Here is an 11,211-nt window from a genome sequence, read left to right on the forward strand (position 1 = left end):
AAAAGCCCGCGCCGGATTGGCGCGGGCTTTTTCGTATCCGTAGCGTGTACGCGCGATGCGCAGCGCTCAGAACGCCGGCAACCCGGTGCGGATCACGGCATAGGCCAGTCCGCCGCCGCCACAGCCCAGGCCGACGATGATGCCGAGCCAGCACAGCCTGCGTTCGCGCTTGCGTTGGCGCGCGGCGCCGGCCGGATCTTGGAGCGCTTCATGCGCGTGGCGTCGTGCCTTGATGCGCGGCTCGACAACAGCCGACTGCCAGAAGATCACACCGAAGAACACGGCAGTCAGCGCCACCAGCGGCACCCAGCCGATGTGCAGCACGGCGCACAGACTGACCACCAGCACGAAGGCCAGGCTGGCGCAGGCGTTGATGGCTGCGCTGCGTTTGAGTTCGGCGCGTTCACGTGCGTCCAGCGCGCCACGCAGGTTGCGGCGCAAGCCCCACCAGATGCCGGCTGCAGCGCCGGCCATGCCGAAGCCGGCGCTGCCCAGCGCGCCCACCAACACCTGCAATGCGCTTTTGCCTGCCGCCGCGCCGCCCAGCCCAACCAGGGCGGCTGCCGTGGCGGGTGGGCTGGCCAGGGTCAGGGCGCTGGTCACCACCAATGCAAAGCCAGCCGACGGCGCGGTCCCCCGCGCGAACTCGCCGAAGCGCGCCAGCAGCTCGCCCCGCACCGTTTCGCGGGCGCGCGACAGGCGCTTGCGCACGGCCGCATCGGACAGGCCCAGCAGCGCGGCGACCTGCTGCGAACTTTGGCCTTCGCGGTAATACAGCAGCAGCGTCTCGCGGCTGTCCTCGGGCAGGGCGGCGATGATCTCGGTGGCGACGGTTTCCTGCTCGGTGATCAGCAGGCGCTCGCCCGGCTCCGGCGCGGGATCTGCGGCGATCGCGATGGCCAGTTCGGCATCCTGGCCGGTCATCGCGCCATGGCGTCGCGCGCGCAGGTGATCGCGGGCCAGGTTGCGGGTGATCTGGCGCAGCCACGGCAGGAAGCTGTCGTGGTTTTTCAGCCGGTCCAGCTGCTGCCAGGCGCGCAGGAAGGCGTCCTGGGCGATGTCCTCGCTGGCGGCCACGTCGCGGGTGATGGCCAGCGCGATCGCGGTGACCGTGTTCTGGCAGCCGGTGACGATCCGGCCGTAGGCGGCGGTGTCGCCGCGTCGGGCGGCAGGCAGTTCCTGGTGCAGCAGCGCGTCGAGGGTCGGGGCGTGCATCGCGGCGATTCCTTGCGAAAGTTGCCTTCCATGACGCGCGGCGCGGACCGATGTGACCGGCCGATCAGCGCGGCGGCGCGGCTGGCGGCAGGGTCGGGATGCGCACCCGCTCCTCGTCGTCCTTCAGGCCCGTGTCCGGCGGTGCCGCCTGCTGCTGGGCGGCCGCAGCGGCTGCTGCTGCGGCACGCTTGGCTTCGTCCTGCATCGCGCGATGGCGCAGGAAGGTAAAGGCCGCCGCGGCCACGATCAGCGACAGCAGCACCAGCCGGAGCCGCAGCGCCCAACGCGGACGCGTGCCGGCGTCTTCATCGGCTGCGCCGGATATCAGCGGGCGCGGGAGGTCGGGGCGGGTGCTTTCCAGCAGCCCGTGCTCGCGCAGGATTTCGCGGGCCTTGGGCTGGTCGTCGGCACGGCGCACCCATACCGCCGGCTGCTTGGCCTTGGCGATCGGATCGGAGTAGCTGAACTGGCTGCCGCGCTTGCCTTGGTAAGAGCGGCCGTTGCTGATGTAGGTGTCGATGCCGGCCTGTTCGAGCAGCTGGGCCACGCCCTCGACGGTCTCGACGCGCTGGCTGGTGAAGATCTGGCGCATCGCTTACTCCTTGGCCGGCACGTGGGCCGCGTCACCGGCGGTGGGGACCACGCGGATCAGGCCCTCCTGCGCGGTGCTGGCCACCAGGCGGCCGGCGCGGTCGAAGATCAGCCCGCGCGCCATGCCGCGCGAATTCTGCGCGGTCGGACTGTCGATCGCGTACAGCAGCCAGTCGTCGGCGCGGAACGGGCGGTGGAACCAGATCGCGTGATCCAGCGAGGCCATCTGCACGTTCGGCTGGTAGTAGCTGATGCCATGCGGGAAGTTGGCCGTGCCCAGCAGCTGGTAGTCCGAGGCGTAAGCCAGCAGCGTGCGATGCAGCTCGGGCGAGTCGCCGACCTTCTGGGTCAGGCGGAACCAGAACTGCTGCTGCGGCGGCAGGCGCTGCGGTTCCAGCTCGCTGCGGCTCTGCACGTGGCGGAACTCGAACGGCCCCAGCCGGTTGAGCCAGCGCTGCACCTTGGGCGGCAGGGTGGCCATCACCTCGGGCGAGACCGCCGGTTGTTCGGCGATGGCTTCCGGCGCCGGCACCTCGGGCATCTGCGGCTGGTGTTCGACCCCGGCCTCGTCGCCCTGGAAGGACGCCGCGCAGAAGAAGATCACCTTGCCGTGCTGGATCGCCGTGACCCGACGTACCGAGAAACTGCCGCCGTCGCGGGTGCGGTCCACGTCATAGACGATCGGCGCTTCCACGTCGCCGGCACGCAGGAAATAGGCATGCAGCGAATGTGCGCGGCGCTGGGCGGCCGGATCGACCGTGGCCTGCGCGGCCGACAGCGCCTGGCCCAGGACCTGGCCGCCGAACACGTACTTGGTGCCGATGTCGCGACTCTGGCCACGGAAAAGGTTCTCTTCCAGCCGCTCCAGGGCGAGCAGATCGATGAGTTCGGCGACGACGGGTTCGGCAGGCACGGGCGGGCGATGGCGGCAGCGGACAGGCCGCCGAGTATAGCGGTGGCGGCCCGGCCGGCCCGGTCGTGGCGGCCGGCGCCGTTGCATGCCGGTGCAGGCTTTGCGCTACCATGCGGGCCTGCATTTTCGATCAGGAAACAGGTGGCCCGCGCCTTCGCGCCGGCCGAGCGTGCGACATGAGCACTACCACCGCCCAGCGCTGACGTTCCCCATGGCCACCTGCAAGGGCGCCCATGTGGCGCCTTTTGTGTTTCTGGCGATCCGCCTTCCGCTTTTCCCGCCGACCGGCCCGTGGCCGTTGCGGCCCAAGACCTTCCAAGACCCATGATCACGATCACGCTCCCCGACGGCAGCCGCCGCGAATTCGAAGCCCCCGTTTCCGTCCTGCAGGTCGCCCAGTCGATCGGCGCCGGCCTGGCCAAGGCCACCGTCGCCGGTGCGGTCGATGGCGTGCTGGTCGATGCCAGCGACGTCATCGACCATGACGCCTCCCTGCGCATCATCACGCCCAAGGACGAGGAGGGCGTGGAGATCATCCGTCACTCCTGCGCGCACCTGGTTGGCCACGCGGTCAAGCAGCTGTACCCGGACGTGAAGATGGTGATCGGCCCGGTGATCGCCGAAGGCTTCTATTACGACATCCAGTCCGATCGCCCGTTCACGCCCGAGGACATGGATGCCATCCAGGCGCGCATGCAGGAGCTGATCGCGCAGGACTACGACGTGATCAAGAAGGTGACCCCGCGCGCGGAGGTGATCGAGACGTTCAAGGCCCGTGGCGAGGAGTACAAGCTGCGCCTGATCGAGGACATGTCCGACGACATCCAGGCGATGGGCCTGTATTACCACCAGGAATACGTGGACATGTGCCGAGGCCCGCACGTGCCCAACACGCGCTTCCTCAAGGCGTTCAAGCTCACGCGTATTTCCGGCGCCTACTGGCGCGGCGATGCCAAGAACGAGCAGCTGCAGCGCATCTACGGCACCGCCTGGGCGGACAAGAAGCAGCTCGACGCCTACATCCTGCGCATGGAGGAAGCCGACAAGCGCGACCATCGCAAGATCGGCAAGCAGCAGAACCTGTTCCACCTGCAGGAAGAGGCGCCGGGCCTGGTGTTCTGGCATCCCAAGGGCTGGGCGATCTGGCAGGTGGTCGAGCAGTACATGCGCCGCGTCTACCGCGACACCGGCTACGGCGAAGTGCGCTGCCCGCAGATCCTGGACGTGTCGCTGTGGAAGCAGTCCGGCCACTGGGACAACTACCAGGACAACATGTTCTTCACCGAGTCGGAGAAGCGCACGTACGCGGTCAAGCCGATGAACTGCCCGGGCCACATTCAGATCTTCAAGCAGGGCCTGCACAGCTACCGCGACCTGCCGATCCGCTATGGCGAATTCGGTTCCTGCCATCGCAACGAAGCCTCCGGCGCGCTGCACGGCATCCTGCGCGTGCGCGGCTTCACCCAGGACGACGGCCACGTGTTCTGCACCGAGAGCCAGATCGAGGCCGAGGTCCGTGACTTCCACGAGCAGGCGCTGAAGGTCTACGGCGATTTCGGCTTCGACGATATCCAGATCAAGATCGCGCTGCGCCCGGAAAACCGCCTCGGCGACGACGCCACCTGGGACAAGGCCGAGGACGCGCTGCGTTCGGCCCTGCGCGCTTCGGGCGTGAAATGGCAGGAGCTGCCGGGCGAGGGTGCCTTCTACGGTCCCAAGATCGAGTACCACCTCAAGGACGCCATCGGCCGCACCTGGCAGCTGGGCACGATGCAGGTCGATTTCATGATGCCCGGCCGCCTCGGTGCCGAGTACGTGGACGAAAACAGCCAGAAAAAGCACCCGGTCATGCTGCACCGGGCCATCGTCGGCTCGATGGAGCGCTTCATCGGCATCCTGATCGAGCACCATGCCGGCGCCTATCCGGCCTGGCTGGCACCGGTCCAGGTGGTGGTGGCCAACATCACCGACGCCCAGGCCGATTATGTCGAACAGGTCCAGAAAACCCTTTCGAATCAAGGCTTCCGCGTGGTTTCGGATTTGCGGAACGAGAAGATCGGCTATAAGATCCGCGAGCACACCCTGCAACGGGTGCCGTACCTGCTGGTGATCGGCGATCGCGAGAAGGAAAATGGCGCCATCGCCGTGCGCACACGCTCGGGCGAAGATTTGGGCACAATGAGCATCCAGGCTTTCGCCGAGCGCCTTCGCGCTGAGCAAGCGGCCTGATTACGGAACCGGCGCCGGAGGGGCGCCGGCCCATCCAATAACGGAGACTGCAACATCAGCACCCCTGACAACAAGCAAAACCGCAAGAACCAGGAAATCCGCGTTCCGCGTGTCCGTGTGATCGGCAGCGACGGCGAGATGATCGGCGTGCTTTCGCGTGACGAAGCGCTGGCCAAGGCCGAGGATGAAGGCCTGGACCTGGTCGAGATCCAGCCGCAGGCCGACCCGCCGGTGTGCAAGATCATGGACTTCGGCAAGTTCAAGTTCGAAGCCCAGAAAAAGGCCAACGAGGCCAAGAAGAAGACCAAGCAGGTCGAGATCAAGGAACTCAAGTTCCGCCCGGTCACCGACGAAGGCGACTACCAGATCAAGCTGCGCAACATGCGCCGCTTCCTGGAAGAGGGCGACAAGGTCAAGGTCAACATCCGTTTCCGTGGCCGCGAGATGAGCCACCAGGAACTGGGTCGCGAGATGGCCACGCGCATCGAGAACGACCTGGGCGACGACATCATCATTGAGTCCCGTCCGCGCCTGGAAGGGCGTCAGATGGTCATGATGATCGCGCCGAAGAAGAAGCAGTAACCCCGTCCGTCTGCGCCCTCGCGGCGCGACGGTTGGACACGCAAGCCGGGCCACGCCCGGCTTCGTGCGTTCAGGGCTCCGCGCAAAGCTGCTGATTTGCAAGGGAAACCAGGCCCATGTATGATGCGCGGCCCGGTCCTGTACCGGGACGGCCGCAAGGCCATATGGAACCCGTCTTGATCCTTTTGGATCAACGACTTACAAGCCGGATGGGGCAGGACGGAAAGCGTGGCAATCGCCACCGCCCACACCAGTTATCGAAACTCCACAAGGATCTAGCAATGCCCAAGATCAAGACCCACCGGGCGGCTGCGAAGCGTTTTCGCAAGACCGCATCCGGCAAGTTCAAGGCTGGCCACGCCAACCGTAGCCACATCCTCACGAAGAAGTCGACCAAGCGGAAGCGCGGCCTTCGCGCAACCAACATCATTCGTGCCGAAGATTCCGGCCGTCTGAACCGCATGCTGCCCTACCTCTGAGGATATAGATCATGGCACGAGTCAAGCGTGGCGTGACCGCACGTCGTCGTCACAAGAAAGTTCTGAGCCGCGCGAAGGGTTATTACAACGCCCGTCGCAAGGTTTACCGCGTTGCCAAGCAGGCCGTCATCAAGGCTGGCCAGTACGCGTACATCGGCCGCAAGCAGAAGAAGCGTAACTTCCGCTCGCTGTGGATCACCCGCATCAACGCCGCTGCCCGTCTGAACGGCCTGAGCTACAGCCGCTTCATGAACGGCCTGCTGAAGGCGAACATCACCCTGGACCGCAAGGTGCTGGCTGATATCGCCGTGCACGATGCCGCTGGCTTTACGGCGCTTGCCGAAAAGGCGAAGAGCGCGCTCGCGGCATAAGTGTCGATCCATCGAAGTCGTCGCCCAGCAGGGCGGCGCTTCGGCGGAGACAACATTGAATGCATGGGGAAGGGCGCGAGTCCTTCCCCATTTTGTTTTCTGCGTCCCCGGATTTTCCGGTCGGCGCATTGGGACTCCACGGATCCAAGGACCGATGAGCGAAATCGAATCCCTTACCGCGCAGGCGCTGGCTGACATCGCCGCCGCGCAGGCCCCTGACACGGTTGAAGCCCTGCGCGTGTCGCTGCTGGGCAAGAGTGGCCAGGTCACCGCCCAGCTCAAGGCGCTCGGCGCGTTGCCGCACGACCAGCGCAAGGCCGCTGGCGAATCCATCAACCGCGCGCGCGATGCGATTTCGCAGGCCTTGGCCGAGCGCAAGGCCGTGCTGGAAGACGCCGCGCTCGACGCGCGCCTGGCCGGTGAATCCATCGATGTGACGCTGCCCGGCCGCGATGGTGCGCGCGGTGGCCTGCATCCGATCACCCGGACGCTGGAGCGCATCGCCGATATCTTCGGTCGCCTGGGCTACGAGCTGTCCGATGGCCCGGAGATCGAGGACGACTGGCACAACTTCGAAGCGCTGAACTTCCCGCCGCACCATCCGGCGCGCGCGATGCACGACACCTTCTATTTCGGCGATGGCCGCCTGCTGCGCACGCACACCTCCGGTGTGCAGGTGCGCTACATGGGCGAGCATCAGCCGCCGCTGCGCATGATCGCCGCGGGCAAGGTGTATCGCTCCGACAGCGACCAGACCCATTCGCCGATGTTCCATCAGGTCGAAGGCCTGCTGGTCGACGAGCATTCCACCTTCGCCGACCTGAAGGGCACGCTGGCCGAATTCGTACGCGCGTTCTTCGAGCGCGATTTCGAGATGCGCTTCCGTCCCAGCTACTTCCCCTTCGTCGAACCCGGCGCGGAAGTGGACATCGCCTGGCAGCAGCCCGACGGCAGTACGCGCTGGCTGGAAGTGCTGGGCTGCGGCATGGTCCATCCGAACGTGCTGCGCAGCGTGGGCATCGATCCCGAGCGCTACACCGGCTTTGCCTTCGGCATGGGCGTGGAGCGTTTCGCGATGCTCCGCTACGGCGTGAGCGATCTGCGTGCGTTCTTCGAGAACGACGTGCGCTTCCTGCGCCAGTTCGCCTGATCGCTGACCACTCGATTCCCGCGTTGATGGCGGTGCCGCGTGCGGCCCGCGCTACGGAAGAACAACCACGATGAAATTCTCTGAAAACTGGCTGCGCAGCCACGTCCCCACCAGCGCCACGCGCGATGAGCTCTCGGCCACGCTGACCGCGATCGGCCTGGAAGTGGAGGACGTCACCGCGCTGGGCGAAGGCCTGGACAAGGTTGTGGTTGCGCGCATCGTCGAATGCGCCAAGCACCCGGAAGCCGACCGCCTGCAGGTCTGCCAGGTCGAGGCCGGCAGCGGCGAGCGCCTGCAGATCGTGTGCGGCGCGCCCAACGCGCGTCCGGGCCTGGTCGCGCCGTTGGCGATGGTCGGCGCCAACGTCGGTGGGATCTCGATCAAGGCCGCCAAGCTGCGCGGCGTCGAGTCCAACGGCATGCTGTGCTCGGCCAAGGAACTCGGCGTGGATGCCGATGCCTCGGGCTTGCTGGAACTGCCCGACGACGCGCCGGTCGGCACGCCGATCGCCGATTACCTGGGCCTGCCCGATGCCAGCATCGAGATCAAGCTGACGCCCAATCGCGCCGATTGCTTCAGCGTGCGCGGCATCGCCTTCGACGTGGCTGCTGCGTTCGGCAGCGAAGTGGTGCCGTTCGACGCCACCCCGATTGCTGCCCAGCATGACCGCGCGCTCGAGGTGACGCTTGATGCCGGCGCCGATGCGCCGCGCTATTGCGGCCGCATCATCGAAGGCGTCGATGCTACGGCCAAGACGCCGGCCTGGTTGGCCGAGCGCCTGCGCCGCAGCGGCGTGCGTCCGGTGTCGCTGCTGGTGGATATCACCCAGTACGTGATGCTGGAGCTGGGCCAGCCGATGCATGCGTTCGATCGCGCCCTGCTCGCCGGCCCGATCGGCGTGCGCAAGGGCCGCGCCGGTGAATCAGTGCAGCTGCTCGACGGCCGCACCGCGGCGCTGGATGACGGCTTCCTGGTGATCACCGATGCCGATCGTCCGGTCGCGCTGGCCGGCATCATGGGCGGCCAGGACACCAAGGTGACCGACGCCACCCGCAACATCTTCCTGGAGTCGGCGTTCTTCGCACCGTCGGTGATCATCGGTCGCGGCCGTCGCCTCGGCCTGCACACCGATGCCTCGCATCGTTACGAGCGTGGCGTGGACCCGGCGCTGGCCCCGCAGGCGATCGAAGTCGCCACGCGCCTGGTCATCGAGCTGGCCGGCGGCAGTCCCGGCCCGGTGGTGGAAACTGCCTTGGCCGAATACCTGTCTGCGCCGGCACCGATCGCGCTGCGCCGCGCCCGCGTCACCCGCGTGCTCGGGATGGACATCGCCGATGCCGACATCGCCCGCATCCTGCGCGCGCTGGGCATGGATGTGACCAAGACGGCCGAAGGTTGGTCGGTGGTCGCGCCGAGCCGCCGCTTCGATATCGCCATCGAAGAAGACCTGATCGAAGAGCTGGCCCGCATCCACGGCTACGACCGCATCCCGACGACGCTGCCGGGCGGCGCGAGCCGGATTGCCGCAGGCACTGAAACCCGCCTGGATGCGGCCACCGTGCGCCGCCAGCTCGCCGCGCGCGAACTGCTGGAGACGGTCAACTTCGCCTTCGTCGATGCGCAGCTGCTGGACAGCTGGGGCTTGACCGAAGGCGCGGTGCCGCTGGCCAATCCGCTCAGCAGCGAGTTGGGCGTGATGCGCACCGGCTTGCTGCCCGGCCTGATCGCCACCCTGCAGCGCAACGCCGCGCGCCAGGCTGGGCGCATCCGCCTGTTCGAGCTCGGCAACGTGTTCGCTGCTGCGGGCGAGCAGGGCGCGGCGCCGGTGGAAACCCTGCGCGTGGCCGCCGCGGTCAGTGGCGATGCCGCGGCCGAACAGTGGGGCGTGCCGGCGCGTCCGGTCGATTTCCATGACCTGAAGGGCGACCTGCAGAGCCTGGCCGCCGCCTCGGGCGCGCAACTGGTGTTCCAGCCGTCCACGCGTGGTTTCGGTCACCCGGGTCGCTCGGCGGATGTGTTCCGCGACGGCCAGTGCATCGGCTGGATCGGCCAGCTGCATCCGCGCCTGCAGCGTGCGCTGGACCTGGACGCCCCGGTCATCGGCTTCGAAGTCGATCTGGCGGCGCTGGTCGAGCGGGCACTGCCCAGAGCGAGCGAGCTGTCGCGCTTCCCCTCGGTGCGCCGAGATCTGGCCTTCACCCTGGCCGAATCGGTGCCGTTCGCCGCGATCGAGCAGACCGTGCGCGACACCGCCGGCCCGCTCCTGCGGCAGGTGCTGCTGTTCGATCGCTACGTCGGCGCAGGGGTCGAAACAGGGCAAAAGAGCCTCGCTATGGGCTTGATTTTGCAGGACAACACGCGCACATTGAACGACCGCGATGTGGAAACGGTGGTGGCCGAAACGGTCGCTGCACTGGCGCGCGATCACGGCGCCCGCATCCGCGGTTGAGTCTCAGGGGACATCGATGGCATTGACCAAAGCAGAGATGGCCGAGCGCCTGTTCGACGAAGTGGGTCTGAACAAGCGCGAGGCCAAGGAATTCGTCGACGCGTATTTCGACGTGCTGCGTGACGCCCTGGAACAGGGGCGCCAGGTCAAGCTGTCCGGCTTCGGCAATTTCGATCTGCGCCGCAAGAACCAGCGGCCCGGTCGCAATCCGAAGACCGGGGAAGAGATTCCGATCTCCGCCCGGACCGTGGTGACCTTCCGCCCCGGTCAGAAGCTGAAGGAACGTGTCGAGGCCTACGCAGGAGGCAACCCGAATGCTTGATCCCGGCAGCAACAAGGAACTCCCGCCGATCCCGGCCAAGCGCTACTTCACCATCGGTGAAGTCAGCGAGCTGTGCGACGTCAAGCCGCATGTGTTGCGTTACTGGGAGACGGAGTTTCCGAGCCTGGAGCCGGTCAAGCGTCGCGGCAACCGCCGCTACTACCAGCGCCACGACGTGCTGATGGTTCGCCAGATCCGCGGCCTGCTTTACGAGCAGGGCTACACCATCGGCGGCGCGCGCCTGCGCCTGGAAGGCGAAGGCGCCAAGCAGGAATCGGCCCTGAGCAACCAGATCGTCCGTCAGGTGCGCCTGGAGCTGGAAGAAGTCCTGCAGCTGCTGCGCCGCTGAGGCCTGCGCGCGCAGCAATCGCATCGTCTGAGCCAACGCGGGGTGCCAGCCCGCGCATGAATCCGGTATGATGCGCGGCCCGCTGAGAGGCGGGAGTTTTTATGTAGTCGGGGCGTAGCGCAGCCTGGTAGCGCATCTGCCTGGGGGGCAGAGGGTCGTCGGTTCAAATCCGGCCGTCCCGACCAATCATGAAATGTTGTTATTGAAAACGCCCGGTCTTCCGGGCGTTTTTCGTTTCCGGGATCGGGAATGAAATTGACGCCGTTTTTACCTGGCGCGTCCTTTCCCGTGAAGGTGACTTTGAGTTAGCTGACCGATACGTAACCGGCAGCGTTGAACGAAAAAGAATCCTCCGTCACAGATTGGTGTCCGGGTTGGACTCCTGCTCGCGTTCTCAATGTTGTGCGAAGCAGCATCTGGCAAGGCTTTGCGCATGAAACACCTTGTATTCACTTCTCGGAATCGCCCATTCATGTGTGAACTTGGTCTCTTTTCCGGTCTCGTGCTTGGGTATGCCGATTGGCAGGCCGCTGTGCCATAGTCGATCGCAAGTCGTATTCA

11 protein-coding genes and 1 tRNA gene are annotated in these 11,211 nt (G+C 66.3%); 9 read left to right on the forward strand and 3 right to left on the reverse strand.

Translation table 11 applies throughout. From position 1 onward, the window contains the following. Positions 1 to 66: 66 nt before the first annotated feature. From BMZ17_RS04085 to tesB, 3 genes are all read right to left on the reverse strand, one after another. The gene (locus BMZ17_RS04085) at positions 67 to 1,215 is read right to left on the reverse strand and encodes an RNA polymerase sigma factor (protein ID WP_093136281.1); all 1,149 of its coding nucleotides are present in this window, start codon (positions 1,213 to 1,215) and stop codon (positions 67 to 69) included. 64 nt (positions 1,216 to 1,279) lie between these two features. Then, positions 1,280 to 1,807, reverse strand: coding sequence for a putative signal transducing protein (locus BMZ17_RS04090; protein WP_093136285.1), 528 nt, complete (start codon positions 1,805 to 1,807; stop codon positions 1,280 to 1,282). A gap of 3 nt (positions 1,808 to 1,810) precedes the next feature. Beyond that, positions 1,811 to 2,719 (reverse strand): acyl-CoA thioesterase II, encoded by a 909-nt coding sequence (tesB, locus tag BMZ17_RS04095; protein ID WP_254775176.1) that lies wholly within the window; start codon positions 2,717 to 2,719, stop codon positions 1,811 to 1,813. Positions 2,720 to 3,043: 324 nt separating this feature from the next. On the opposite strand from tesB, the gene thrS reads away from it, so the two are divergent. The 9 genes from thrS (at position 3,044) to BMZ17_RS04140 (ending at position 10,835) form a co-directional block, all read left to right on the forward strand. Continuing rightward, positions 3,044 to 4,948, forward strand: coding sequence for a threonine--tRNA ligase (gene thrS / locus BMZ17_RS04100; protein ID WP_093136295.1), 1,905 nt, complete (start codon positions 3,044 to 3,046; stop codon positions 4,946 to 4,948). 54 nt (positions 4,949 to 5,002) lie between these two features. After that, a complete protein-coding gene (gene infC / locus BMZ17_RS04105; RefSeq protein WP_093136300.1) occupies positions 5,003 to 5,530 on the forward strand; it encodes a translation initiation factor IF-3 in 528 nt (175 codons plus the stop codon). A gap of 281 nt (positions 5,531 to 5,811) precedes the next feature. Continuing rightward, positions 5,812 to 6,009: a 50S ribosomal protein L35 gene (gene rpmI / locus BMZ17_RS04110; RefSeq protein WP_093136305.1), complete on the forward strand. Its 198-nt coding sequence runs from the start codon at positions 5,812 to 5,814 to the stop codon at positions 6,007 to 6,009. An 11-nt stretch (positions 6,010 to 6,020) separates the two neighbouring features. Further along, positions 6,021 to 6,380, forward strand: a complete 360-nt coding sequence (rplT, locus tag BMZ17_RS04115) for a 50S ribosomal protein L20 (protein ID WP_093136309.1) — start codon at positions 6,021 to 6,023, stop codon at positions 6,378 to 6,380. Positions 6,381 to 6,534: 154 nt separating this feature from the next. Beyond that, positions 6,535 to 7,530 carry a phenylalanine--tRNA ligase subunit alpha gene (gene pheS / locus BMZ17_RS04120; RefSeq protein ID WP_093136312.1) on the forward strand — a complete coding sequence of 332 codons (996 nt, stop codon included), beginning with the start codon at positions 6,535 to 6,537 and terminating at the stop codon, positions 7,528 to 7,530. 70 nt (positions 7,531 to 7,600) lie between these two features. Then, the gene (gene pheT / locus BMZ17_RS04125; protein WP_093136315.1) at positions 7,601 to 9,979 is read left to right on the forward strand and encodes a phenylalanine--tRNA ligase subunit beta; all 2,379 of its coding nucleotides are present in this window, start codon (positions 7,601 to 7,603) and stop codon (positions 9,977 to 9,979) included. A gap of 16 nt (positions 9,980 to 9,995) precedes the next feature. After that, a complete protein-coding gene (locus BMZ17_RS04130) occupies positions 9,996 to 10,301 on the forward strand; it encodes an integration host factor subunit alpha (RefSeq protein WP_093136318.1) in 306 nt (101 codons plus the stop codon). Continuing rightward, positions 10,294 to 10,650 carry a MerR family transcriptional regulator gene (locus BMZ17_RS04135; protein WP_093136322.1) on the forward strand — a complete coding sequence of 119 codons (357 nt, stop codon included), beginning with the start codon at positions 10,294 to 10,296 and terminating at the stop codon, positions 10,648 to 10,650. Before BMZ17_RS04130 ends, BMZ17_RS04135 begins: the two co-directional genes overlap by 8 nt. Positions 10,651 to 10,758: 108 nt before the next feature. Beyond that, a tRNA-Pro gene (locus BMZ17_RS04140) sits at positions 10,759 to 10,835 on the forward strand. Positions 10,836 to 11,211 lie beyond the last annotated feature (376 nt).

The sequence above is a fragment of the Pseudoxanthomonas sp. GM95 genome (assembly GCF_900109775.1).
GTDB lineage: Bacteria > Pseudomonadota > Gammaproteobacteria > Xanthomonadales > Xanthomonadaceae > Pseudoxanthomonas_A.

Excerpts from the sequence above, each read along its gene's own strand:
- BMZ17_RS04085 (WP_093136281.1), bottom strand. The coding sequence starts at position 1,215 with ATGCACGCCCCGACCCTCGACGCGCTGCTGCACCAGGAACTGCCTGCC.
- BMZ17_RS04090 (WP_093136285.1), bottom strand. The coding sequence starts at position 1,807 with ATGCGCCAGATCTTCACCAGCCAGCGCGTCGAGACCGTCGAGGGCGTG.
- thrS (WP_093136295.1), top strand. The coding sequence starts at position 3,044 with ATGATCACGATCACGCTCCCCGACGGCAGCCGCCGCGAATTCGAAGCC.
- rpmI (WP_093136305.1), top strand. The coding sequence starts at position 5,812 with ATGCCCAAGATCAAGACCCACCGGGCGGCTGCGAAGCGTTTTCGCAAG.
- rplT (WP_093136309.1), top strand. The coding sequence starts at position 6,021 with ATGGCACGAGTCAAGCGTGGCGTGACCGCACGTCGTCGTCACAAGAAA.
- pheS (WP_093136312.1), top strand. The coding sequence starts at position 6,535 with ATGAGCGAAATCGAATCCCTTACCGCGCAGGCGCTGGCTGACATCGCC.
- pheT (WP_093136315.1), top strand. The coding sequence starts at position 7,601 with ATGAAATTCTCTGAAAACTGGCTGCGCAGCCACGTCCCCACCAGCGCC.
- BMZ17_RS04130 (WP_093136318.1), top strand. The coding sequence starts at position 9,996 with ATGGCATTGACCAAAGCAGAGATGGCCGAGCGCCTGTTCGACGAAGTG.
- BMZ17_RS04135 (WP_093136322.1), top strand. The coding sequence starts at position 10,294 with ATGCTTGATCCCGGCAGCAACAAGGAACTCCCGCCGATCCCGGCCAAG.